Below are 25,395 nucleotides of genomic sequence, written 5' to 3' on the forward strand. Positions count from 1 at the left end.
TTCTTTTCTGCTCCGCATAATGCAAGTTGAAAACTTGCCTGATAAATAGTCGCAAGTTACGCTAGCGCTAAACTTGCGGCAGAATTACTTTAAAAGGTGTTGGTGAAGCCCCCAAGCTTTGATTGCCTCCTAAAATCATTGTATCTTATAAATCTTGGTTAACTTTGCCCGCTCTTAGCTGGCCCGGCCACGCATATCAGAAACCAAACCAGAAGTATACGTTGGAGCTATCCGAACTCTTAAAGCCTTTGGCAGCCACCCCCCAGACCACAGCCGCACTGGTTGTGCTGTTGCTGCCGCTGCTGGGCTTTCTGGTGCTGTTTATACTTGGTAAGCGCCTGCCGCGCCACGGCGACTGGCTGGGTATCGGGCTAACGGCAGTGGCCTTTATACTTTCAGGATGGCTGTTCATGCAGACCTGGAACACGGCCACCTTCCACAGCCGCACAACCTGGTTTAGCCTGCCGGGTAACTCCCTTACCGATTTCACGGCTGGAATCCTGCTCGACAACCTCACGGTGCTGATGCTGGTGATCGTTACGTTCATTTCACTGCTGGTGCAGCTCTTTTCGGTGGGCTATATGCACGGCGATAGGGGCTACAGCCGCTACTTCGCCTTCCTGGGCCTGTTTACCTTTAGCATGCTGGGGATTGTGCTGGTGGATAACCTGCTGCTCCTGTTTATGTTCTGGGAGCTGGTCGGGCTCTCCTCATACCTGCTCATTGGCTTCTGGTTTCACAAACCGGCGGCGGTGGCGGCCAATAAAAAGGCTTTCCTGGTGAACCGCATTGGGGATATCGGGCTGCTGCTCGGGCTCTTTGCCTTCTATACTTACTTTCGCACCTTCGACCTGGAGGCGCTGCGCATGCTCATCGGCAACGGGGTCTGGGAGAGCGGCAGCTTTATCGCTACATATACGCTGGATGGGCAGGACTGGCGGGTAGAACTGGGACCGGTCTTCCTGACGGTGGCAGGGCTGGGGCTGTTTATGGGCTGCGTGGGCAAGTCGGCGCAGTTTCCGCTGCAGGTCTGGTTGCCTGACGCCATGCAGGGCCCGACGCCGGTGTCGGCGCTCATACACGCGGCTACCATGGTGGCAGCCGGTGTGTACCTGGTGGCCCGCTGCTACGCCTTCTTCACCCCCGAAGCTCTCATCATCATTGCCATCATTGGCGCCATTACAGCCCTGGTCGGAGCCTTGGTGGCACTCACGCAGTACGACATTAAGGCCGTGCTGGCCTTCTCCACCATTTCGCAGCTAGGTTATATGGTGATGGGCATGGGCGTGGGCGCACACGATGCGGCACTGTTTCACCTCTCGACGCACGCATTCTTCAAAGCGGCGCTGTTCCTCAACTCCGGCATCATCATCCATGCCATGCACCGGGGCCTGCACCAGCACCAACTGTACCTCGATGCGCAAGATATTCGCCATATGGGCGGACTACGCAGGACCATGCCGCTTACATTTTATACGTACCTCATCGCTGCGGCAGCCCTGGTTGGCTTGCCGTTGTTCTCCGGTTTCCTTTCCAAGGATGCCATTCTTTCCGGCAGCTGGGCCTGGGCACAGACCATGGGAGGCGGTGTATACTTTGTCATTCCAGTGATCGGGTTTACGGTGGTGCTACTCACAGCTTTTTACATGGCGCGGCACATGTGGTATATTTTCTTCGGCGGGTTCAGGGCAGCTTTTCCGGTGCAGGATGTGCGGCTGAAGGCCCGGCAGGAGGTAGAGCGCGTGATGGCGCTGCCGGTAGTGTTGCTGGCCATCCTTTCGCTGGGCATTTTCTTCTCGCTTAACCCCTTAAGCTTCGGAAGCAGCTGGCTGCTGCAGGGTATCAGCCTGAGTAAATTATCGCTGTCAGCCATACTTTCCGAGCGGCTTTTGCAGGCGGTGCAGGCACAGGATGCGGCAAATCATACTTTGCACATCATCTTTGGCGTCCTTTCTACCTTGCTGGGCGTGGCCGGTATTGGCTGGGCCATCCTGAAGTATAGAAGCCGAACCTCTGCCCAACTGCTGCACGAGGAGCCACAGGGCAAGCTAGCGCGGGTTTCGCATCAGCACTTCCGCCTGAACGAATTTTACGAGAGCACCTTTGTGCAGCCAACGCTCCGGCTTAGTCACAAGCTTTACCACATCGACCTAAAGGTTATTGACTATGTGCTCAACAACGGCAGCAAAGCCCTGGTGATCCTGGCGAAGGTTGTGGCCTGGCTCGACCGCTGGGTAGTAGATGGGCTGGTGTGGCTGGTAGGGGCGCTCTCGAAGGTGTTGGGGCGCGTGGGCCGGGGCCTTCAGAACGGTAAAGTGCAGAGCTACTTTGCCTACTCACTGTTCGGATTTATTTTGCTGATGCTATATATCATCCTGTTTTGATTTACCTTTGGGATCAGGATTTAACAATTAACAATCAGCAATTAACAATCAACAATAGGTAAAGTTGAACGATTTTATACTTACGAGCCTCATTTTTACACCCCTGGTGGCAGCGGTTGTCATCCTGCTGCTGCCGGTGCGCCTGCACAAACCAATCAAGGCAATTACGCTGCTGGCGTCGCTGGTGCAGATGGGGCTGGCCGTGCTTTTATACTTCCGGTTTGACGGTGCTGCGGCTGCCAACGGGCAGATGGGCTACCAGTTTGTGCAGCAACTCAACTGGATCGGCTTCTCGCTCGGCAACCTGGGGCGCTTCCAGATCGACTATTTTGTGGGCGTGGATGGCATCAGCATCAGCATGGTGCTGCTCACGGGCATAGTAGGCGTGATCGGGGTGATCTCCTCCTGGAACATCACCAAAAACGTGAAGGGCTATTTCCTGCTCTACCTGCTACTCCTGACGAGTGTGATGGGGTGTTTCCTGGCGCTCGACTTCTTCCTGTTCTACCTCTTTTTTGAGTTTATGCTCCTGCCGATGTATTTCTTGATCGGCATCTGGGGCGGTCCGAAGCGCGAGTACGCCGCTATCAAGTTTTTTATTTATACTTTGGTAGGCTCCCTTTTTATCCTGATCGTGATGATCGGGCTCTATACTTCCGTGATCGATCCTCAGGCGACGGCGGTGCAGATGGGGCTGCTGGAGCAGGGCCAGGTGGCTGGTGCAGAGGTGCTCAATAAGGTGCAGCAGATGCTGCAGCGCAACCAGATCAGCAACTATAACCTGGTGCGTACCTTCAGTATTCCGGCCATGATGGAGCCGGCCAACTTTATCCCTAACAGCCTGCTGCACGTGCTCTCCGGAAGTATGCTTTGGAACCTGCCGCTGCGCTTTATCGCATTTCTGCTGTTGTTTGCCGGTTTTGCCATCAAGGTGCCGTCGGTGCCTGTGCATACCTGGCTGCCCGATGCGCACGTGGAGGCCCCGACACCTATCTCTGTGCTGCTGGCGGCTATACTTTTAAAGGTAGGTGGCTACGGCCTGATCCGCATTGTGTACCCGATCTTCCCGGATGCCGGCACTTACTTCTCCATACTCGTCGGGGGCTTAGGCGTGCTCTCTATTATTTATGGGGCGATGAACGCGCTGGCCATGAAAGACCTGAAAAAGCTCATCGCCTACTCCTCGGTATCGCACATGGGCTTTGTGCTGCTGGGGCTGGCCTCGCTCACTAACGAGGGCGTGAACGGCGCTATTTACATGATGTTCAGCCACGGCATTATTTCGGCCATGCTCTTTTTGGTAGTCGGCGTAATTTATGACCGTGCTCATGATCGCATGATCCATAACTTCCGGGGTCTGGCCAACACCATGCCGGCTTATACTTGCTTTGTGGTGATTGCTTTCTTCGCCTCGCTGGGCATGCCGGGCTTCTCCGGGTTTATCTCGGAGCTGCTGGTGCTGGTAGGCGGTTTCGGTGCGCCGGAGGCCACAGGCCTGCTGCCGCGCTGGCTTACTATTGTGGCGGTGCTGGGCCTGCTGCTGAGCGCAGCCTACTACCTGTGGGCGCTGCAGCGCATGTTCTTCGGTAAGTTTTGGATCTTTCCGGAGCTGCGCCAGAACGCTCTCATCACCGATCTCAACACAAGAGAGTACCTGATGCTGGTGCCGCTGGCGGTGCTGGCGCTGCTCTTCGGTATCTTCCCGCACCTGCTGCTAGACAAGATCGGCCTGACCGTGAATGGTTTCACGGAAATGGTGCTGCAGCGGGGGCAGGAGCAGCTGGGTTTAATCTTATCAACACTGAAATAAGTGAACGAGCAGGCGGTATACTTGTCGGATAAACTGAACGCCATCCTGGCGGGAGCAGGCTCGCTGTTGCCCGAGCTGGTGCTGGCCTGCTTCTTCCTGCTGCTCGTAACGCTCGACCTGTTCAAAGCTAAAAGTATAAAAAAGCTGCTGCCCTGGCTGGCCCTTACCGGTTTGTTCTGGGTGCTGGTGCTGCAGGTATTGGGGGGCTATACTTCCGGCGACGAGCCTTTCCTGAACCTGCTGCTCTCGGATGGCTTGGCCCGTTACGGCGGCATCCTTTTCAGCGCGGCAGGTATATTTGCCATTTTCATGGCGTTGCAGCTCAGGCGGCTGGAAAAGCTGCAGGAGGGTAGGGGCGAGTTTTATGCGCTGGTGCTAATACTCGTGCTGGGCCTCAACCTGATGGCCAAATCGGTTAACCTGCTGATGGTGTTCCTGGCCATTGAGGTCGTTTCCATCGCCTCCTATATCCTTACCCTTACGTTTAAAACCGAGAAACGCGCCGTGGAGGCCGGCCTGAAGTATGTGCTCTACGGGACGCTGTCGGCGGGGGTGATGCTGTATGGCATGTCGTTTTTCTACGGCCTGACGGGTACGCTGAACTATACTTCGGAGGCCTTCGCCTTGGGGTTGCTGCAAGCCGACACACTGCTGGTAACAGTAGCCGCCGTACTGGTATTGGCCGGTTTTTTCTTCAAGATCTCTGCCGCGCCTTTCCACTTCTGGGCGCCGGATGTGTACCAGGGGGCGCCGATGCCGGTGGTGGCGCTCTTCTCCACCGGGCCAAAAATAGCGGGTATCCTGGTTATACTTCGCTTTGTGGGCAACTTTACCGACCCCGATGCCTTTGCCGATGTGCAGTTGCTGTTAGGCGTTGCTGCCATCGCCACCCTGGCTATCGGAAACTTCACGGCGCTGTGGCAACGCACGCCGCGCAGGCTGATGGCATACTCTTCCGTGTCGCATGCTGGTTTTCTGCTGATGGCGCTGCTGGCTTTCGGCACCGGCTATACTTCCAGCGTGCTGTTTTACCTCACGGTGCTGCTGTTTATGAACTTCGGTGTTTTCCTGCTGCTGCAGGTGGCCGAGGAAAAAAATGGCGTTCAGACGTTGGAGGGCTTTTCGGGCCTGGGCCGCTCGCAGCCATATGTTGGGGTGATGGCGCTGCTTTACCTGCTCTCACTCACAGGGCTTCCGCCGCTGGCCGGCTTCACGGGCAAACTGCTGATTTTTAGCAACGTGTGGGAGGCTTACACGCTGTCGGCAAACAACCTGCTGCTGGCCCTGTTAATAACAGGGATTCTGCTGACGGGGGTGGCGCTTTTTTACTATATCAAGATACCATACTACCTTTTCTTCAAAGGGAATCAATCTCACGAAAATTTAGTTATTTCACCGTCAGAAAAACTGTTGCTGGCGCTGTTCGCCCTGCCGCTGCTGGTCCTGTTCTTTAAACCCGACCTGCTGCTCCGCTGGATAGAGCAATTGCTGGCGCAGACACTATAAAGCACTCATGAGCGACGCAATAAAGCACGAATGTGGTATCGCCTTAATCAGGCTCCGGAAACCGATCAGTTACTACGCCAAGAAGTACGGCACACCGATGTATGGCATCAACAAGCTGTACCTGCTCATGCAGAAGCAGCACAACCGCGGCCAGGACGGTGCGGGTGTCGCCAGCATCAAGATTAACGCCCTGCCCGGCATCGATTACATCAGCCGCTTCCGCTCCGTGAAAACCCGCGCCATCGACAGTATCTTTGGCAAGATCGGCAAGGAGTATAAGGCGCTGCAGGAGCAATACCCTGACAAGGCCGAAGATGTGGAGTGGGTGTGGGAGAACATGCCGTTTTTAGGTGATGTGTACCTGGGCCACCTGCGCTACGGCACCCACGGCCTCAACAGCGTGGACAACTGCCACCCGATGGTGCGCGAAAACAACTGGCGCAGCCGCTCCCTGGCCGTGGCCGGTAACTTCAACATGACCAACGTGGATGAGCAGTTTCAGAAACTGCTGGAGCTGGGGCAGCACCCCAAGCAGAAGACCGACACGACCACGGTGCTGGAGAAGATCGGCCACTTCCTCGACGAGGAGAACCAGGTGCTGTTCGACAACTACAAGCAAGGCGACTACACCAATAAAGAAATCACCCAACTCATAGAGCAGAACCTGGACATGCAGCGTGTGCTCAAGCGTGCCGCCAAGGATTTTGACGGAGGCTATGCCATGGCTGGCCTTACAGGGTATGGTGCCTCCTTCGTCATGCGCGACCCGAACGGCATCCGTCCGGCGTACTATTACATAGATGACGAGGTGGTGGTAGTCGCTTCAGAGAAGCCGGCTATTAAAACCGCCTTTGGAATAGAGTACAGTGAGATAAAGGAGATTGCCCCAGGCCATGCCCTCATCGTTGACAAAGCCGGAAACCCGGAGCTGAAGGAAGTGGTGGAGCCGCGCGAGAAGCTCTCGTGCAGCTTTGAGCGCATCTACTTCTCCCGCGGCAACGACCCGGAGATATACACCGAGCGCAAGAACATGGGCAAGCTGCTTTGCAGGCAGATCCTGGAGGCCATTAACTACGACCTGAAAAACACCGTGTTCTCCTACATCCCGAACACGGCCGAAACTTCGTGGTTGGGCATGATGAAGGGTATCGAGAACTACCTGCGCGACTACCGCAAACAGGCCATTCTTAACCAGAAGCTGACGGAGGAAGAACTCGACGAGATCCTGCAGTTTAAGCCGCGTGCCGAGAAACTGGTGATCAAGGACGCCAAGCTGCGTACGTTCATTACCGACGACGACAGTCGAAACGACCTGGTAACGCACGTGTATGATACTACTTACGAAGTGGTGAAGAAAGGCGTGGATACGCTTGTGGTGCTGGACGACTCGATCGTGCGCGGCACGACGCTGGAGAAGAGCATCATAAAAATGCTCGACAAGCTGGAGCCGAAGAAGATCATCATCGTGTCCTGCGCGCCGCAGATCCGCTACCCGGATTGCTATGGCATTGATATGTCGCGGATGAAGGAGTTTGTGGCTTTCAGAGCGCTTCTGGCCCTGCTGAAGGATCGTGGGCAGTTAATAAAGGTACAGGAAACTTATAACAAGTGCCTTGCCGCTGCTGGTACGCCAGCCTTTAAGGAAACCAACTTTGTACAGGAGCTATACAACATGTTCACGCACAACGAAATTTCGAATAAAGTTGCCGAGATCGTGAAAGCGCCAGAGGTGCATGCAGATGTACAGGTGATTTACCAGACTATCGAAGACCTGCACCAGGCCTGCCCGAACCACAAAGGCGACTGGTACTTCACCGGCAATTACCCTACCCCGGGTGGTACAGGCGTCGTGAACCGTGCCTTTATGAATTTCGTGGAGAACAAGTCCGGAAGAGCCTATTAACAAGTATAAAGTATAAATCATACTTAGGACCGGCTGCTGTACCTTGTGCAGCGGCCGGTTTTGTTTTACCCCTCCCCAACCCTCCCCTAATAACAGGGGAGGGAGTTCGATTCATGTTGCATAGCCAAGACTGCTGCGGACGTCCACGTCCCGTGTAAGCTATACTTATACTTTGCACATACTTCCCTTGGCTATACTTCCATAGCCGTTGCTGCCTGCAACTGGACACAAGCTATCCATTCAAAACACCGCTGATCCTCTAGTTCCCACAAACCTACTGTTGCAATTCATACTTTGGTGCTCTCAAGCCCGAGAGGGCTCGTCCTCGGGCATCGCGCGGTGTACATTTCCTTTGCTGTCGCAATTTCGCTAAAGCGAAACCGGAAATCTACAAGGCGCTCAACCCAAGGACTGGGATCAGTTCGATAGCCGCCGCTGACGGAGCTTGAACGGAGCTCCCCTCCTTAGACAAGGAGGGGTAGGGGTGGTTGGACCAGGTATCGCGAATGTCCCTCCCCTGTTTTTAGGGGAGGGCTGGGGTAGGGTGAATTCCCCTCCTCGGAGGGGCTGGGGTGGTTGGAACAAATGCTGCAAAAGCTCCCTCCCTGTTTTAGGGGAGGGGTGAAGCAGAGGGTAGGGGTGGTTGGATCCGATACCGCAGCGACGCAGACGAAGAAGTCCGGGACAGCAGAAGAAAGTAAGTACTATAGCCAAAGTATAAGTATGAAAGTATAACCCAGGTATAAAGTATGCTTTGCAAGCTAACCGGTTTACAAACTTATCAGCATTGTAAGGAACCCACCCTCCAGCTAAATCTCCAAAAATATATCTTCCCCATTAAGCCTTCCGCAGCGGCAGCAGTCAAAGGATATGAAGCAACTTCGGCAGCAATTATAGCAGGAAAACCATACAATTATATAGTATTTTATCTCCCTGATGCTTACATTGATAGCCGAAACTTGTCTAAACCTTAAACTATCACCTACATCTACAGAATGAAGAAAATTCTAACCATTGCAGCCTGCCTTACTTTTAGTGCAGGTGGTGTAATGGCGCAGGAGACCTTTCCGCGCAATGGCGTGTACGACGAACGCGCCGGGCTCGTGGCCTTCACCAACGCCACCGTTCACACCGATTATAAGACAACTATCCCCAACGCCACCCTTGTTATCCGCGACGGAAAAGTAGAGGCCGTGGGCACGAACGTAAAGGTGCCTGCCGGAGCCGTCGTGATGGATGCCAAAGGCAAGCATATTTACCCGGGTTTGGTGGACATGTTCAGCGACTACGGTGTGCCGGAGGTAAAGGCCGAGCGCCGCAGCTGGCGCTCGGCCCCGCAGATGGAGTCCACGAAAGAGGGCGCCTTTAACTGGAACGAGGCCATCCGCCCGGAAACAGACGCCGTGGAGTTGTTCAAGGTAGACGCCAAAAAGGCGGAGGAGTTGCGCAAGCAGGGATTCGGTACGGTGCTGGCCGTGCACCGCGATGGCATCGCCCGTGGTACGGCTGCCCTCGTAACACTGGCTGAGAAGCGCGAGAACGAGGTCGTGCTGAAGGATAGAGCCGCGGCAGCGCTCTCGTTTGAGAAAGGTACCTCGAAGCAGGATTACCCGAACTCGCTGATGGGTTCCGTGGCGTTGTTGCGCCAGACGTACCTGGATGCCCAGTGGAACGCACAGAATCCGCAGAAAGAGCAAAATATCTCCCTGGCCGCTTTTACGCAGGCCAATAACTACCCGCAGATTTTTGAGGCTTCTAACAAGCTGAACATACTGCGTGCCGATAAGGTGGGGGATGAGTTTGGCAAGCAGTACATCATGAAAGGCGCCGGCGACGAGTACCAGATGCTGCCGCAGATCAAGGCCACCAATGCGCCCATCATCCTGTCGCTGGATTTCCCAAGCGCCTATAACGTGGAGGACCCGTTTGATGCGCGCCGCGTAGCCCTGAATGATATGAAGCACTGGGAGATGGCTCCTGCCAACGCAGCGCTGCTGCAGAAAGCAGGCGTGACCATCGCTTTCACCGCACACGACCTGAAGGATAAAAAAGACTTTTTGCCGAACCTGCGCAAAGCCGTAAAGTATGGCCTGAGCGAGGAGGAGGCTCTGAAAGCGCTGACAGCTACACCGGCTAAACTCCTGAACGCCGATAAGCTGGTTGGAAGCCTGAACAAGGGCATGCTGGCCAACTTCATCATCACCACCGACAATCTTTTCTCGGAGGACGGTGTGATCCTGGAGAACTGGGTACAGGGCGAGCAGTACAGAATTTCTGACGTGCCGGCCGATTACCGTGGCGTTTATACTTTGAAATTAGGGAACGACACGGGTCGTAAACTCCTGATTGCCGGCTCTGCAGAGAAACCAGAGCTGAAGGTAATTGCGCAGGACACGGTAAAAGGCAACATCAGCATAAAGGGAAACCTGGTAACCATCTCTTTTGCTGAGAGCAAGGACAGCAAGCAGAGCATCCGCCTGAGCGGCTGGGTGAGTGACAAAAACCTGCAGGGCGAGGGCCAGCTGCCAAACGCTTCTTCGGTGAAGTGGGTGGCGGCCTACTCCGAAGCCATGACCGAGCAGGAGAAGAAAGACCGTGCGAAGAAAGAGGAGGAGAACACGGCCATCGGCAGCATGATCTACCCGTTTCAGGCCTATGGCCAGCCGGAGCTGCCAAAGCAGGAGACCATGCTCATCAAAAACGCCACCGTTTGGACAAACGAGAAGGAAGGGAAGCTGGAGAACGCGGATGTGTTGATCAGGAACGGCAAGATCGCCAAGGTAGGTAAGAACCTGAGCGAGTCTGGTGCCAGAGTAATTGACGGTACAGGCAAGCACGTAACACCGGGCATCATTGATGAGCACTCGCACATTGCCCTGGACGGCGTGAACGAGGGCACGCAGGCCGTAACCTCTGAGGTGCGCATGGCTGACGTGGTAGACCCTGAAGATATCAACATTTACCGTCAGCTGGCAGGTGGCGTTACCACCTCGCAGTTACTGCACGGCTCCGCTAACCCGATTGGCGGTCAGTCGGCTATTATTAAGCTGCGTTGGGGCAAGAGTGCCGATGAGCTGCTGGTGGAGAACGCCGATGGCTACATCAAGTTCGCACTGGGTGAGAACGTAAAGCAGTCGAACTGGGGCGGCATACAGACGATTCGCTTCCCGCAGTCCAGAATGGGTGTGGAGCAGGTGTTTGTAGATGCTTTCCAGCGCGCCAAAGAGTATGAGCAGACCTGGAAGAACTATAACAGCCTGTCTAAAAAGCAAAAGTCCAAAGCCACGGCCCCGCGCCGCGACCTGGAGCTGGAGACGCTGGTGGAGATTCTCAACGATAAGCGCTTTATCACCTGCCACTCTTACGTGCAGTCCGAGATTAACATGCTGATGAAAGTGGCCGACGAGATGGGCTTTAAGGTGAACACGTTCACGCACATCCTGGAAGGGTATAAAGTGGCTGACAAGATGAAGGAGCGCGGCATTGGCGGCTCTACCTTCTCCGATTGGTGGGCCTATAAGATGGAGGTGAAAGATGCGATCCCGCAGAACGCCGGCATCATGAACCAACTGGGTGTGGTGACGGCCATCAACTCCGACGACGCGGAGATGGCGCGCCGCCTGAACCAGGAGGCAGCCAAGAGTGTGAAGTATACCGGTATGAGCGAAGAGGACGCCCTGAAAATGGTGACCCTGAACCCGGCTAAACTCCTGCACCTCGACGATAGAATGGGAAGCCTGAAGGCCGGAAAGGACGCGGACATTGTGCTATGGAACGAGCATCCGCTCTCTATCTACGCCAAGCCGCTGAAGACTTTCGTGGACGGCATCGCCTACTACGATGTGGAGCGCGACGAGCAGCTGCGTGAGGAACTGGAGAAAGAGCGCATGCGCCTGGTGCAGAAGATGCTGCACGAGAAGGGCAACGGTGCTAAAACACAGGCTCCCCGAAGCAGAAAAGCTCACGTGGTTCACTGCGAAGACGTGCAGCACAGCGAGGAGGAGTCATACTTTGCCTATTAAATGTTAGTTGATGATTGCTAATTGTTGATTGTTTTTGAATTAGAAACAATCAACAATTAGCAATCATCAATCAAATAAATTCAACAATTAAAGAAATGAAGATCCATAAAAGATATATTTCTGCTTTGGTGGCAATGCTCTTCGCAGTGCCGGTAATGGCGCAGGTGCCAGCCCCGGCGCCTAAGCAAAGCAAACCAATGCTGCTGAAGGGAGCAACCCTGCACATTGGCAACGGACAGGTAGTGGAGAACGCCGCCGTAGGCTTCGATAACGGGAAAATTACGTATGCCGGCCCGCAGAGCGGCGCAAACCTGAGTGGCTACGAAGTAGTGGACGTAACAGGCCAGCACATTTACCCGGGCCTGATCCAGCCAAACGCTACGCTTGGCCTCAACGAGGTGGAGAGCGTGAAGGCAACCATCGACTGGCGTGAGATTGGCGAGATGAACCCGAACGTGCGCTCCGTGATCGCTTACAATACCGACTCAGACATTATCCCGACGGTGCGCGCCAACGGCGTGCTGATGACGCAGCTGACGCCGATCGGCGGTACGATTTCCGGTACTTCCTCTATTGTGCAGCTGGATGCCTGGAACTGGGAGGATGCCATTGTGAAAGCGGACGAAGGGCTGCACCTGAACTGGCCCTACATGCTGGTGGAAACAGGTAACAAGGAGGTCGATGAGCGCCTGAAGCGTATGGCCGAGGGCCGTGAGAAAACGATCCTGGAACTGGAGAAGCTGTTCCGCGATGCGGCCGTGTATACCTCTGGAAAGCACGACAACCAGAATCTGAAACTGGCCGCTATGACCGGTTTATTCGATGGGTCCCGTAAGCTCTACCTCCACGCTAACTACGGCAAGGAAATTATCGAAGGCGTTAACTTTGCAAAGAAACACGGCGTGAAAGAGATTGTGGTGGTGGGCGCCCGCGATGCCATAGCTGTGGCCGATTTCCTGAAAGCCAATAACATTGCCGTGATTTACTCTGGCGTACATGCCCTGCCTTCCAGAGCGGAGGAGGATGTGGACATGCCCTACAAAACACCGTATTTGCTGCACAAGGCGGGTATCCCGTTCGCACTGGACTATAATCTGAGCATCCACGGCACCCGCAACCTGCCGTTTATTGCCGGTACAGCCGCTGCCTACGGCCTGGATAAGGAGCAGGCGCTGGCGGCGGTAACGCTCAACACGGCTAAGATCCTGGGTATAGAAAAGCAGGCCGGGTCTGTGGAGGTAGGCAAGGACGCCACGCTGGTGGTTTCCTCAGGCGATTTGCTGGACATGCGCACCAACAACGTGACGTACGCCTTTATCCAGGGCCGCCAGGTGGACCTGAACGACAAGCAGAAATACCTCTACGAGAAGTTTGAGAACAAGTATAAAAACCAGCAGCAGCAAGTGCCGACTACGGCTACCTCGTCGGCTGCAGGTAAGTAATTTATACTTGCTGTTAAAGTAAAGCCGGGCTGCCACACGTTGGCAGCCCGGCTTTTTTATGGCTATCTACTGGAAACAGGAATTGGAGTCTTCTCAAACGTAAGTTTTTGCTCCAGCAGCACCTTGTGCTCCACGCCCCGTATCTGCATAGTCACTTTTGTCTCCGCTTCTCCCCAGTCAATGGTGAGCAAACCGAAGTTGAGCGCCCCTACTTGCTGGCCGATCCGGTGGCGGTTGCCGTGCCTGCTGGGCTCCCGGTGGTGGGTCATGCCGCTGGAGGTGATCTCGTAAACCGGCTGCGCGTAACCTGCCAGCTCAATCTTAGCCAGCTCGCCCACATGCCGGTCGCCGGAGAGCAGGATAGGGTTAGCAGGATGCGTGGTTTCCAAGAGCCGCAGCAGGCGCTTGCGGGCGTTTGGGTAAGCCGACCAGCTGGTGTAGGCGTAGCCCGTCGGAAGTACCTGCATGCCGCTGGCGATGAGGTGAATCTGAGCGTCGGAGTTGGTTAGTTCGCGCTCCAGCCACTGCCACTGCGCCTCTCCCAAAAGATCGCCGCCGTAGTTGGGCAGGTACAGGCCAAACAGCTCATTGAACGGGTCGCGGTGATAACGGCCGTCCAGCAACAATACTTTTATTTTCTGTTCGCCCTCGCCATATGTATAGCTGCGGTAAATACCCTCCTGTTTTCGCACGGGATCATCGGCAGGCACGCCCATAAAATCAAGGAACAGTTGCTGGCTTTCCGCCTTTTTGGGGTAGTTGCCGTCTGCGTCGTTATAGCCGTAGTCATGATCGTCCCAGGTGCCGGTGATAGCGGCAGTTTTTTGTAGTGCCTGATAGCCGGGGTGCTGCAGCAGGCGGTTGTACTTGTTGGCCAGGGTATCCATGTTTTCCGTATCAGCATAGATGTTATCGCCCAGCCAAATCCACAGGTCGGGGTCTGTGGCTACAATGGAGGGCCACAGCGGCTGCGGCTCGTCCTGGTTGTTGCAGGAGCCGAAGGCAATAGTGGTTTGCCTGTTCTGGGCCTTTAGGTTATCTATTGAAAACAGGCACAGGGCTAGGATAATCAGCGCCATGTTCCTGATAGTACATTTCTTTGCAAGCATACTTCCTACTACACCTGCTCTTGCACATATGTTCCGGCAGGCCAAAAGAAAACCCTATGCTGAGGGGCAGGGCTTTCTGCTGAGTATACGGTTGGTACTAACTGGCCGTAGTCTGGGGTATGGCTCGGAGGCGACCAGAAGCATGTTGAGTCCGGCAAAAGAAAACGTATAGAGCTGAGGTGCGTTTATAGGGTAGTATACATGTAAAATAAACTGACTTTACTATGGAAAGAAACGACAGAGAGTATCAGCGAGATTACGAAAATAGATCCGACCGTAACGAGGCCTTTGACAATTACAGAGACCGCTACAGCAACCGCCATGGCAACTACTATGGCATGCGCGATGAGAACGCCGAGTACCGCAACGTGCGCAGCGCTAACCCAGATCCTAACTTCGGCTACCGCAGCGGCGGGCCGGTGGGCGGCTACGGCGCCAGCAGCTACCGTGGCGTAACGGAACAGCGCGGCAGCGATTATCACTATGGCGACCCTAACCCCTACATGGGGAACCGCCGCAACGAGCAAAGCGGCGGCTATGAGCGACAAAGAGGCACAGGCTGGGGTGCTGAGGATAACTACGGCACCTATGGCACCGCCAGGGGCACAAATTACAGTGCCGGCTCCGGTAGCCACGACAGCGACCGTTACCGACGCCAGGACAACAGCTACCGTAGCGGTGGCCAGGGCCGCCGCTATGAGGACTTTAACCGCGATGAGAAGATGTACAGGGGCCGCTCTGACCGCGGCTATAACATGCTGGGCATAGATGCCTACTACGACCGCGGCGAGCACCGCGAAAGGCGCTCCGATAACGATTACCGCGGCGGCCAGCAGCGCAACTACTACGACCGCGATTACGATAGCGACGACATGCGCTATCGTGGTGAGATCAGCAACTCCGGCCAACGCGATAACTATGCCACCGGCCTTTATGCTAGCAACCGCTCTTACGTGAGCGACAACGACGACTACAGCCAGCGCAGCAGCCGCTACCGCCGCCCCGGCGAAACATCCGGTCCGGATTACCGCGCAAACTCCGGCGCAAGCAGCTACGGCATGGAATCTCCGAGAGGGTAGGATAGCCTGGCAGGTTTGAACTACAAAGCCCGCGGCTAAGCTGCGGGCTTTTTCAGTGCCATACTTTAGGGCAACTGCTGCGTAGTATAAACATTGCTGCCAGGAAAGGCGGTTATACTCTTGTGATAAATTTACCAGATGATGAAAAGAATGACACGTATACTTCCGGTGCTAGGGCTACTGCTTTTGCTGGCCGGCGCCTGCACCAGGCAGCCTACGAACCGGACAGCCCAAACGGATAGTGTTTTGGATGCCTACTGGACGCTGCTCTCGCTGGAGGGGCAGGACGTGCAGCGGCCGCAGGACACCCGAACGGCCTTTATCCGCTTTGAGGAGGGCAAAACCCGGGTACATGGGTTTACCGGGTGCAATAGGTTTTTTGGCAGGTATGAGCTTAACGGTGAAAACCTGGCGCTATCCGGCCTCGGCTCCTCGCGCATGGCCTGCCCCGACATGGACCAGGAAAACCAGCTGATGGATATACTCAGCCGCGTGGATAGCTACCGGATCTCCGGTGAGGTGCTTACGCTCTATGCCAACGGAACCGCCGTAGCCACCTTTATGGCCGGCACCGAAGAGAGCATTGACAACGACGCCGAGCAAGGAGGCATCATCAAATACTGATCCGGGGGCGGGGGAGCCCCTCGGGCGCTGGGAATTGGCGCAGGGCTATGCCTGCGTCTTCAGCAGCAGCTCGTTGAATTTCTCCAGCAGGTTAATGTACTTGCGCTGCAGGTTCACCAGTTCCTGCTCGCAGTCGCGGAGGTTGCTGGGCTTATATACTTCCTGCGGATCGCTGTCGAAGGGCAGGAGCAGGCTGGTGCTCATTTGCGGCTGCGGCTTTGGGGCCTCTTTTTTCACAGTTTTACCCAGGTGTGGGAAGTCCTGTGAAAAATCGTGGTGGATCACCTCGCCCAGCTTCAAAATAAAACTGTACGGAATGCTCGACTCCTTGAATTTATTGTAAAGTGTTTTGCGGCTGATGCTCATTTTCTCGGCCACCACGCCTATTGCCACGCCGCTCGCCTTGATGGCATCGCGTATTACCTCGCCTCTGTGTGTGTTTGTCTTAACCATCGCTACTGTCCGTTGCCTGTTTGTGTAAGCGTCTTGTTCTTTACAAAAATAGGTAATCAATATGTACGAAATGTGAATGTGGACAAATTTTACACTGCCGCAGTGGCGGCCCGTGGGTAGCAACTGTAAAAAGGACTGAAAGGCAGTGGCTTATACTTTTTCGGGAGATCGCCAGCCCACACTTTATCTACATTTTCATACTTTATCCACAGCCCATAATGGCTGCAGACGTGGCTGTATGTGGCAAAAGGAGGTTACTATTGTTTCTTAAGCCGCTGCCGCTCCTGGTAACGGAAGTATACCGTGATAAGGCTCAGCAGGAGGAGGAAAGCGAGCAGAGATGGATATCCCCTGGCCTTCCATATAAAATCATACTTGTAAACTCAGCTACCGCACCGCACAGTTTAAAGCTGGTAATCAGTGGCTTTGGTAGGTGCACTTCACTGGCTGCGGGCGTGCGGCAAGGGGGCAGAAGTGTGTAAAACCTGTTTCTGATGTCCGTTGGCAGGCGCGGTAAAGTATAAAGGCGCTTATACAAGGTGTGTGGACCGGCGAGAGGGAATCCTGCAGCAGCGCCTCAGCAGGCTTTGGCCGCGCACATATAGCTGTTCAGAAGCTGTAAAGTATGTATAGCCGGTTCTTGAGCAACGGCAGTAGCGTGTATTCGCAAAGCGGGGTTGCACGTGAAGCCGCAAAGTATGATCTTAAACAAAAATACCGCAGAAGTATAAACCTGTACCAGCGGTTGCGTATGCAACACTAAAATCATCAACGATGCAACAAAGCACAGTTATCGGCGTGGATATCGGCACCACCAGCACCAAAAGCGTAGCCTTTGGGATGGGCGGCGAGGTACTGTACCAGCGGGTGGAGGAGTACCCGATCATCAGCCAGGAGCCGGGGCAGGCAGAGCAGGAGCCGGAGCAGGTGCTGCAGGCGGTGCTCGCGACCCTCAGCGGCGTGGCAGAGTGGCTGGGGCAGCAGGAGTATAAGATAGAGGGGGTGAGCTTCAGTAGCGCCATGCACAGCCTGATCGTAATGGATGCCGCCGGTAAGCCGTTGACCCGCTGCCTCATCTGGGCCGACTCCCGCAGCCATACGTATGCCGACGAGATCAAGAGCAGCACCGTGGGCCATAAGATCTACCTGCAGACCGGTACGCCGGTGCATCCCATGTCGCCGCTCGTGAAGCTGTGCTGGCTGCGCGCGGAGCAGCCGGAGCTGTTTGAGCAGGCGGCCAAGTTCATCGGCATTAAAGAGTATGTGCTTTTCCGGCTTTTCGGAGCGTATAAAGTTGATTACTCTGTGGCCTCGGCCATGGGGTTGTTCCATATCTTTGAGTTTAACTGGCACGAGGATGCCCTGCAGGTGGCGGGCATACATCCGGAGCAACTTCCGGAGCCGGTGCCGCCCACCTATACTTTCAGGGGCCTTCAGGAAGCGGATGCCGCAGCGCTTCACCTCCCGGCCGACACGCCTTTCGTAATTGGAGCCAGCGATGGCACACTGGCCAATCTGGCCTCGCATGCGGTGCGGCCCGGGGAGGCGGTGGTGACCATTGGCACCAGCGGTGCGGTGCGCATGATGGCCAGCCAGCCCGCCACCGACCTGAAAGAGCGCGTGTTCAGCTTCATCCTAAACGAGGACCATTTTGTGCTGGGCGGGGCGGTGAACAATGGCGGGGTGGCGCTGCGTTGGTTCCGGGATACGTTCTACGCCGCCGAAACCGTTGAAGCCAGCCTGAAGGACCAGGACATCTATGAACTGCTGAACGAGGTGGCGGAAAGTATAAAGCCGGGCGCGGAAGGGCTGCTCTTCCTGCCTTACCTGCTCGGTGAGCGGGCCCCTATCTGGGATGGTTCAGCGCGGGCCTGTTTTATCGGGGCTGGGTATAACCACAAGCGGGCGCACTTTCTGAGGGCGGTGATGGAAGGCGTGATCTACAGCGTGAACAGCGTGGTGCAGGCGCTGGAGCAGGTGGTCGGGCCAATTGCATCGATTTACGCCAATGGTGGTTTCTGCTTCTCCGAGTTGTGGGTGCAGATGCTGGCCGACGTGACCGGCAAGAAAGTGCAGCTGACCGAGACCCGTGAGGGCTCCGCCTTTGGGGCAGCCATCATGGGCATGTACGCCCTTAAACTGATTCCCTCGCTCGAAACTGCGGAAAGTATGATCCGGGTGAGCCGCACCTTTGAGCCTGACGAGAAAAACCACCAAACCTATGCCAAGAGCTACGCCGTTTTCGAATCGCTGTACCCGAAGCTGAAGGATAGTTTTGAGCAGCTGGGCAAGGTGTGATCTACCGGTGGAAACAGTGAGACCCACCTAAAATAAAAGAAGGAACTCCGTCTCCAGAGTCCCTTGCTTTTATTAATCTATTTTCAACTTTTAGCCATACTCTTTAACGGGGCCGGGTATGCAAGGTTACGGTTAGGTGAAAAATTTCACACAATTTTTTTGTGTTGATGAGCTGCTAAAGTATAAAACCTTGGTTTCTGATGCACTAACGCACTTTTCTAGCCTTGAAACAGGTAGGAAAAATGTGCAAGATTTTTTTCGTCTTCCATCAAGGCTATAGCGTGAACTGTACGCCAAGGCTGACATGAAACGTGTTCATAGCCTGGCGGTGCCGGAAAAGATGGCCTTGGGTGTTGGGAACGGTAAACACAGGTTTGGTGTGCAGCATGCCGGCCTCCACCGTGACCAGGAAAGGGTGCGCGTTGTAACCGATGCCGCTGCCCCAACCCAGCGCGAGGGCCGTGGCCCTGTCGGCGGGCATCACGATGTCACCGTAAACGGTTTGCACCTGCCAGGAGGCGCTGCGGTTAAAGGAGGCGCCCATGGAGCCTTTCAGGTATGCTTCCAGCACCCCCTCCACCGGGAACCGTAGGTATACATCGGCCAGGGTAAACACAGAGCGCCAGGCTTCGGAGCTTTTGCCAGTTACCAGTTCATCGTCCGGGGCAGCGAAGGCATCGAGATCGTAGCGGTTGTGGCGGTAGCTCACCGAAGTCCCGGCGGCCAGGTGCCTGCCGAGGTTGTAGCGGTAGCTGGCCGTCAGCAGCAACCCGTCGCGGGCAAAGGCCGGGTACGCATCGTCAAAACCACCCTTGCCAAAGCTACCGCTTACAGGAGCGATCCCCAACTGCAGGCCCAGCACATGCTTTGGCGCAGGCTCTGCCTCTGTTTGTGCAGCGGCAGGTAAGGTGCAGAGCAGCAGGAGTACATAAAGTATAAATCGCTTCATCGGGAAGTATAGGTTACTGCAGCAGGTCCTGGTGCTCGGGGTGCCGCGCGATGTGTTTCTTCACGGCCGGGCAGGAGGCGATTACTTTCAGGTGGTGCTGGCGGGCGTACTCCAGGGCCGCGTTGATCAGTTCCTGCGCCAGCCCGGTGCCGCGGTAAGCCTCGGGCACGTACGTATGCGTCAGGTCCAGCACACCTTCTTCCGGCCTGGCGTAGGCTATCTCCGCCTCCTCGTCCTGCCCTAGCTTGGCGGTAAACTGCTGGTACTTCTCTTCGTGTAAGATCTCGTATTTCATACTTTAAAATTGTAAGGTATAGCGCCGCCTTTCACCCGACTGCAGCGTCAGCACGTCCTTTTTTGTCATTCCGGCCCCTGGCTTTAAAATATAAACTACCACGGGTATGTCAGCAGGCACTTGTACCTGCCCCCTCAGATATCCCCCGCGGCCATCGTAAGCATAGGTGCAGCTGTCGGAGTCGGTGGTCCTTAGTTTATACTTTACCAAGGCCTGGTAGCGCTCCTGTGGCTGTTCAGGTTCCTGGATGTCGGTAATAAACTCTAACAAGGCCGAGGGAGCGATGGTATAGTTCTGGATGATGGTAGTGTCGCGGGAGATGTCACGAGAGTACCACAGGCTGTTGTCTGTACAGCCCAGGTAGGTATCCAGTTCCTTGCTAGCCTCAATCTGAAAGTAGCCTTTCTCCAGTTCGCTGTCGCGGAGCAGGAAGCGCAACTCGTAAGTTCCATTCATATCGGTGATGGTAGCGGCTTTTTCGGTGGTGTAGGCTGGCTGCAGGTAGCCGTCGTTATGCCACTTGATGCGCATGATGGTGCTGGCAACCGGTTGCCCGTTCTGGTCGGTTATCCGGCCCTTAATAACAGTGCAGGAGCCGGGGCAGTACTTGCTGATATAGTCGTACTTGTGGAGGTCGCAGGCGGTGAGACAGCAGCTTAAAAGCAGCAGGGCAAAGTATAGCGGGAGCTTCGTGCATGTTTTCATGGAGTGGTGCCCGTAGGATTTATTTACAATATATAAATTTTATAATGTTTCCTTCCATAGTTTATGTAAAATAACGTGCAGCAACAAAGGCGGCTGTGCCTTTCCGAGACGACCCATCGGGCAGAAGTATGGTTGCAGGTGGCAAGTATAAAACCATTCCCGTACCTTTGCAGCCGGATAAAATATTACCCTATGCACCGCCACTTTATACTTTTCAAGCCTTACGGCTACGTGAGCCAGTTTATCAGTGAAACCAGCAAGAAGAAAGTGCTGGGGGAGCTGTATGGCTTCCCGGAAGGCACCATGGCCATCGGGAGGCTGGACGAGGCCAGCGAGGGGCTGCTGCTGCTGACTACAGACGGTAAAGTGAGCGAGGCGGTGCGCGGCAGCACAGTAGAGAAGGAGTATTACGCGCAGGTGGATAGCGTGGTGACGGAGGAGGCGCTGCAGCAGCTGGCGCAGGGCATTTCTATCCGCACCGAAAAGGAGTGGCACCAGACCAAGCCTTGCCGGGTACAGCGGCTTGAGGCTGCGCCCGAGCTACCTGAGCGAGCCCGCCGCATCCGCGATGAGCGGCACGGACCTACCAGTTGGGTTTCCATCACGCTTACAGAGGGCAAGTTCCGGCAGGTGCGCAAAATGACGGCCGCGGTCGGCTTCCCGACCCTGCGCCTGGTGCGCGTGCGCATCGGAAACATCCGTATAAGTGAAATGGCAGCCGGGGAAGTGAGGGAGGTAAGCTGCTTTGACGTGGCGTAGGGCAACCCTACACTGTACTTTAACCTGCCAACAGCGTAAAAACCTGATAATGCGGCCTAGCGGCGGCGCTTGAGCGGAGCCAGCAAATACTCCAACCCGTTTGTCTTGATCTCGAAGATGGTGGCCAGCTGCATGCCCAGCTTACCCGGCGGAAAGCCTTTGCTGCTGAACCACTCCAGGTACGAGACGGGCAGATCGCAGAGCAGGGTATCTTTATACTTGCCAAATGGCATGCGGTGCTCTACAAGTTCCAGCAAAATGTTGGGATTAGGCTGTGCCTCCTGGGTATTCATGCAGGCAAGGTAAACATTCCTAAACTTTGCACCAAGTTAGGGGTTATATACCTCTGTGCGGCAGCGGCAGGAGCAGCTGCAGAGTCTAATATATGTTGTAACTTTGAGGCGATTTTACCACCTTACATGACGCGTAAACAATACTTCATCATCATACTTATCCTGGGTTCGCTGGCCACGATCAGTCCATTCTCGATTGATATGTACCTGCCCGGATTCCCGGCCATTGCCTCCGACCTGAAAACCACCATTGCGCAGGTGCAGCTATCGCTCACAGCTTACCTGGTAGGTATTTCGGTAGGGCAGCTGCTCTACGGCCCCTTGCTGGACCGTTACGGGCGCAAGAACCCACTTTACGCAGGCCTTTTCATCTACATCCTTACCTCGCTGGCCTGTGCCTACACCGAGTCCATCGATTCGTTTATCCTGATGCGGTTCCTGCAGGCCATTGGCGGCTGTGTGGGCATGGTGGCGGCGCAGGCGCTGGTGCGTGATATTTTCCCGGTGAACAAAACGGCCCAGGCTTTCTCGCTGCTCACGCTGGTGATTGCCGTGTCGCCGATGGTGGCGCCTACGGTGGGCGGTTACGTGACGGCAGCCTTTGGCTGGCACGCGGTGTTCGTTATACTTGCCGTGATCACTGCCCTGATTATGCTGGGGGTGTACTTTGCGCTGCCGGAGGGGCGGCAGCCGGATGCCTCCATCTCCCTGAAACCGAAGGCAGTGCTGAAAAACTTTGTCCTGGTGCTGAAGCAGGAGCAGTTTCTGCTGTATACCCTGGCCGGGGGAATCGCTACGGCGGCTCCTTTTGCCTACATAGCGGGCTCCGCGGATGTGTTCATGAACATTTACAACGTAAGCGAGCAGGAATACGGTTGGATCTTCGCTTTCCTGGCTTTCGCTATGATCGGCTCCACCCAGCTCAACCACGTGATTCTGAACAGGTTTAAAAGCGAGCAGGTGATCAATTTTACCCTCTTTTACCAGACGGCCGTGGGAATACTGCTGGTGGTGGGCACGTACTATGGCTGGTTCAGCAAGCTGGCGCTTATCGGGCTGCTGTTCATCTTCCTAACAGGGCAGGGCTTACTTAATCCCAATGCCACGGCGCTCTCGCTCGCGCCTTTCACCAAAAACACGGGCAGTGCCGCGGCGCTATTGGGCAGTTTCAGGATGGCGATGGGGGGGCTGATGTCGGCGGCGGTGAGTGTGCTGCATACGGGCACCGCTTTGCCGATGGTAAGCGTAATGGCAGGCTGTTCTGTAGTGGGGCTGCTGTTGCTGTTGCTGGGCAAGCGCACCATTCGTTTCCGCGCCAGCCGCCGCGCTGTAGAGGAAGGTACCTCGGTGCTGATTTCGACAGGACGGGAGCGGTAGAAGGCATTTTGCTCTCTGCAGCCTTTATGCTGGCGCGGGTTTGTAACCCGTGCCGTTTAGTCACTTAGACCTGTTTATACTTGTTTTCCGCTGTTCCGGACATCCTTGTCCAGAACCTTCTCTACTGCGGAATCTCCAGATCCGCATAATTTATACTTTGTACTTCGGTTATACTTTCACTAGCGCCAGCGTCGGCTTGTGCCTTTGCTGCTGATTGACGCAACTGGAAACAAGCTATACTTTCTAGCTTCCGTTCATCCTGTAGATTTACATACCTATCGTTGCATTTCATACTTTGGCTCCCTCTAGGCCGGTAGGCCTCGTCCTTTGGCATCGCGCTGTGTTCCCTTCCTTTGCTACCCTTCGGTTGCAATGCCGCCAAGGCGGCACCGGAATCTCACAAGGCGCTCAACCCAAGGACTGGGATCAGTTTTCGATAGCCTTGGCTGATACAACTTGAACCAAGTCCCCCTTGGAAGGGGGCAGGGGGATGATAACTGTCTTCTGGACAAGGACTGGGAACAGGTTCGATAGCCATAGCTATTTGCTATCCAGACCCTTGGGAGAGACCTCTTTAGAATTCCGGCTAGAACTCTCGCCCTGCTCGAGATGACAGCAGAAGTAGCAGAGCTCCCTCCCCTGTTCTTAGGGGAGGGCTGGGGTGGGGTGAAGCAGAGGGGCAGGGGTGGTTGGACCCGGTAGCGCAATTAAATGCTTTAAACCTACTACTCCACCTTCGTCATCTCAATATGGTCGATCCCGTCCTCATCATATACCGGGCCTGACTGCACAAAGCCGAAGCTCTCGTAGAAACCCTTGGCATATACCTGCGCCCCGATTTTGATAGGCCCCTGACCATAAAGACGATAACATTCTTCTATCGAGTAATCCACCAGGATCCTGCCCACACCTGTACCGCGCACTTTCATACTTGTAACAATGCGGCCAATGGACATGGCGTCGGGGTAGGAGAGGCCGGGCGGCACCAGGCGGGAGGTAGCCACCAATTCGCCATCCTGGTAGAGCAGCAGGTGCTGGCACTTCTGGTCCTTGTTGTCCATGTCCAGGAACACACAGGTCTGTTCCACCACGAACACCTCGCTGCGCAGGCGCAACATCTCATACATTTCGTGCGGGGTAAGCTCGTCGAAAGCTTTGCTTAGTTGGGTAAGGCTCATGTAATCTTGTTCAGAAATTGATGGGGCAAAGATAGCATACATCTGACTTCCTGTAAGCATAAAAAAGCCGCTGCGGGAGTGGCAGCGGCTGTGGTTATACTTTAAGTCCGGACGCTTGTGCCAGGGCTCAGGCTGTTTATACTTTATACTTTCACTGCGACCATTCAGTCGGCTGGCGGTCCCAGCGGTGGTTTTTCAGCTCCTGCAGCAGCTCCTGTGGCAGGCCCTTGCCGTCGCTGGTGGCCAGGTTGGCCTCTACGTGGTTGGCTTTGCGCATGCCGGGTATGGTGGTGCTGATCTGCGGGTTGCTCAATATAAAGCGCAGGGCCATCTCTGCCATCGTCATCCCTTGCGGCACCAGCGGCCTTAATTTTTCGGCGTGGTCCACGCTGCTGTTCAGGTTCTCGGGCACGAAGTAGGTGTTGCGCCAGTCGCCCTCCGGAAAGGTGGTGTCTTTGGTGAGGGTGCCGGTAAGGGTGCCTTCATCAAACGGAACGCGGGCGATGATGCCGATGTCGAGCTTCTCGCAGAGCGGGAACAGCTCGTCCTCGGGTGCCTGGTCGAAGATGTTGTAGATCACCTGCACAGTGCTGATGTGGCCGGTGCGAAGCGTGTTGAGCACGTTCTCCGGCTCCCAGCGGTTCACACTGACACCCATGTGCCGGATCTTGCCGTCGGCCTTCAGTTTCTCCACGGCGCGCTGCCACTCCTCGTGCTCCGCCCAGCTGTCTTCCCATACATGAAACTGCTGCAGGTCAATCGTTTCCACGCCCAAGTTCTTCAGGCTTTTCTCAGTGTAGGCGATGATGTGGCTCGCCGGGAAAACATCCTCCAGCTTAAACTCCGGCCGGGAGGGCCAGGTAAAGTTTTTGGGCGGGATCTTGGTAGCGATGTATAGCCGCTGCTGCGGGTGGCGCCTGAGCAGCTGGCCCAGCAGCTCCTCGCTGTGGCCTTTGCCGTAGCCCCAGGCCGTGTCGAAAAAGTTGCAGCCGCGCTCCACGGCCAGATCCAGGGACTGCTCCGACTGCCGGTCGTCCGACTCGGTCCAGCTGGCCATGCCCCACATGCCATAGCCTACTTCGCTTATATCCCAGCCGGTGCGGCCAAATCGTCTGTACTGCATAGGTTCTTTTGTTTTGGTGGAATCCTAAAGTACGAAAAGCTGCGGAAGAAGTATGCGCTTCTACTTTGCTGTGAAGTATGAAAGGA

20 protein-coding genes are annotated in these 25,395 nt (G+C 55.3%); 11 read left to right on the forward strand and 9 right to left on the reverse strand.

Going from position 1 to position 25,395, the window contains the following annotated elements:
- Positions 1 to 248 precede the first annotated feature (248 nt).
- From nuoL to OH144_RS01610, 6 genes are all read left to right on the forward strand, one after another.
- The gene (nuoL, locus tag OH144_RS01585; protein ID WP_266204532.1) at positions 249 to 2,384 is read left to right on the forward strand and encodes an NADH-quinone oxidoreductase subunit L; all 2,136 of its coding nucleotides are present in this window, start codon (positions 249 to 251) and stop codon (positions 2,382 to 2,384) included.
- 64 nt (positions 2,385 to 2,448) lie between these two features.
- Positions 2,449 to 4,194 (forward strand): complex I subunit 4 family protein, encoded by a 1,746-nt coding sequence (locus tag OH144_RS01590; protein ID WP_266204533.1) that lies wholly within the window; start codon positions 2,449 to 2,451, stop codon positions 4,192 to 4,194.
- The gene (locus OH144_RS01595; protein ID WP_266204534.1) at positions 4,195 to 5,700 is read left to right on the forward strand and encodes an NADH-quinone oxidoreductase subunit N; all 1,506 of its coding nucleotides are present in this window, start codon (positions 4,195 to 4,197) and stop codon (positions 5,698 to 5,700) included.
- Between the two features lie 7 nt (positions 5,701 to 5,707).
- Positions 5,708 to 7,603: an amidophosphoribosyltransferase gene (locus OH144_RS01600; protein ID WP_266204535.1), complete on the forward strand. Its 1,896-nt coding sequence runs from the start codon at positions 5,708 to 5,710 to the stop codon at positions 7,601 to 7,603.
- A 995-nt stretch (positions 7,604 to 8,598) separates the two neighbouring features.
- Positions 8,599 to 11,625, forward strand: a complete 3,027-nt coding sequence (locus OH144_RS01605; protein ID WP_266204536.1) for an amidohydrolase family protein — start codon at positions 8,599 to 8,601, stop codon at positions 11,623 to 11,625.
- A gap of 95 nt (positions 11,626 to 11,720) precedes the next feature.
- The gene (locus OH144_RS01610; protein ID WP_266204537.1) at positions 11,721 to 13,067 is read left to right on the forward strand and encodes an amidohydrolase family protein; all 1,347 of its coding nucleotides are present in this window, start codon (positions 11,721 to 11,723) and stop codon (positions 13,065 to 13,067) included.
- Between the two features lie 62 nt (positions 13,068 to 13,129).
- Here OH144_RS01610 and OH144_RS01615 read toward each other — a convergent pair whose 3' ends face one another.
- Positions 13,130 to 14,146, reverse strand: a complete 1,017-nt coding sequence (locus tag OH144_RS01615) for an alkaline phosphatase D family protein (protein WP_266204538.1) — start codon at positions 14,144 to 14,146, stop codon at positions 13,130 to 13,132.
- Between the two features lie 254 nt (positions 14,147 to 14,400).
- Between OH144_RS01615 and OH144_RS01620 the strand changes: the two genes are divergently transcribed.
- Together OH144_RS01620 and OH144_RS01625 are read left to right on the forward strand one after the other, a co-directional pair.
- Positions 14,401 to 15,255 (forward strand): hypothetical protein, encoded by an 855-nt coding sequence (locus OH144_RS01620; RefSeq protein WP_266204539.1) that lies wholly within the window; start codon positions 14,401 to 14,403, stop codon positions 15,253 to 15,255.
- Between the two features lie 150 nt (positions 15,256 to 15,405).
- Positions 15,406 to 15,879 carry an META domain-containing protein gene (locus OH144_RS01625; protein WP_266204540.1) on the forward strand — a complete coding sequence of 158 codons (474 nt, stop codon included), beginning with the start codon at positions 15,406 to 15,408 and terminating at the stop codon, positions 15,877 to 15,879.
- A gap of 45 nt (positions 15,880 to 15,924) precedes the next feature.
- Here OH144_RS01625 and OH144_RS01630 read toward each other — a convergent pair whose 3' ends face one another.
- Positions 15,925 to 16,332, reverse strand: coding sequence for a hypothetical protein (locus tag OH144_RS01630; protein ID WP_266204541.1), 408 nt, complete (start codon positions 16,330 to 16,332; stop codon positions 15,925 to 15,927).
- A 774-nt stretch (positions 16,333 to 17,106) separates the two neighbouring features.
- Between OH144_RS01630 and OH144_RS01635 the strand changes: the two genes are divergently transcribed.
- Positions 17,107 to 18,630: a gluconokinase gene (locus tag OH144_RS01635; protein WP_266204542.1), complete on the forward strand. Its 1,524-nt coding sequence runs from the start codon at positions 17,107 to 17,109 to the stop codon at positions 18,628 to 18,630.
- Positions 18,631 to 18,904: 274 nt separating this feature from the next.
- Here OH144_RS01635 and OH144_RS01640 read toward each other — a convergent pair whose 3' ends face one another.
- The 3 genes from OH144_RS01640 to OH144_RS01650 are packed head-to-tail and all read right to left on the reverse strand — an operon-like array spanning position 18,905 to position 20,579.
- Positions 18,905 to 19,579 (reverse strand): outer membrane beta-barrel protein, encoded by a 675-nt coding sequence (locus tag OH144_RS01640; protein WP_266204543.1) that lies wholly within the window; start codon positions 19,577 to 19,579, stop codon positions 18,905 to 18,907.
- 13 nt (positions 19,580 to 19,592) lie between these two features.
- Positions 19,593 to 19,874 carry a GNAT family N-acetyltransferase gene (locus OH144_RS01645; protein ID WP_266204544.1) on the reverse strand — a complete coding sequence of 94 codons (282 nt, stop codon included), beginning with the start codon at positions 19,872 to 19,874 and terminating at the stop codon, positions 19,593 to 19,595.
- Between the two features lie 3 nt (positions 19,875 to 19,877).
- Positions 19,878 to 20,579, reverse strand: coding sequence for a peptidase associated/transthyretin-like domain-containing protein (locus tag OH144_RS01650; RefSeq protein WP_266204545.1), 702 nt, complete (start codon positions 20,577 to 20,579; stop codon positions 19,878 to 19,880).
- 75 nt (positions 20,580 to 20,654) lie between these two features.
- Here OH144_RS01650 and OH144_RS01655 point away from each other — a divergent pair, with 75 nt between their 5' ends.
- Positions 20,655 to 21,338: a pseudouridine synthase gene (locus OH144_RS01655; protein WP_266204546.1), complete on the forward strand. Its 684-nt coding sequence runs from the start codon at positions 20,655 to 20,657 to the stop codon at positions 21,336 to 21,338.
- A gap of 56 nt (positions 21,339 to 21,394) precedes the next feature.
- Here the strand turns inward: OH144_RS01655 and OH144_RS01660 are convergent, their stop codons facing one another.
- Positions 21,395 to 21,631 (reverse strand): DUF3820 family protein, encoded by a 237-nt coding sequence (locus OH144_RS01660; protein ID WP_266204547.1) that lies wholly within the window; start codon positions 21,629 to 21,631, stop codon positions 21,395 to 21,397.
- Between the two features lie 126 nt (positions 21,632 to 21,757).
- Here OH144_RS01660 and OH144_RS01665 point away from each other — a divergent pair, with 126 nt between their 5' ends.
- Positions 21,758 to 23,008: a multidrug effflux MFS transporter gene (locus OH144_RS01665; RefSeq protein WP_266204548.1), complete on the forward strand. Its 1,251-nt coding sequence runs from the start codon at positions 21,758 to 21,760 to the stop codon at positions 23,006 to 23,008.
- 121 nt (positions 23,009 to 23,129) lie between these two features.
- Here the strand turns inward: OH144_RS01665 and OH144_RS01670 are convergent, their stop codons facing one another.
- The 3 genes from OH144_RS01670 to OH144_RS01680 form a co-directional block, all read right to left on the reverse strand.
- Positions 23,130 to 23,300, reverse strand: coding sequence for a hypothetical protein (locus OH144_RS01670; protein ID WP_266204549.1), 171 nt, complete (start codon positions 23,298 to 23,300; stop codon positions 23,130 to 23,132).
- Positions 23,301 to 23,733: 433 nt separating this feature from the next.
- The gene (locus OH144_RS01675; RefSeq protein WP_266204550.1) at positions 23,734 to 24,186 is read right to left on the reverse strand and encodes a GNAT family N-acetyltransferase; all 453 of its coding nucleotides are present in this window, start codon (positions 24,184 to 24,186) and stop codon (positions 23,734 to 23,736) included.
- A 151-nt stretch (positions 24,187 to 24,337) separates the two neighbouring features.
- A complete protein-coding gene (locus OH144_RS01680; RefSeq protein WP_266204551.1) occupies positions 24,338 to 25,309 on the reverse strand; it encodes an aldo/keto reductase in 972 nt (323 codons plus the stop codon).
- Positions 25,310 to 25,395 lie beyond the last annotated feature (86 nt).

The sequence above is a fragment of the Pontibacter kalidii genome (assembly GCF_026278245.1).
In the GTDB taxonomy this organism is placed as follows: Bacteria; Bacteroidota; Bacteroidia; order Cytophagales; family Hymenobacteraceae; genus Pontibacter; species Pontibacter kalidii.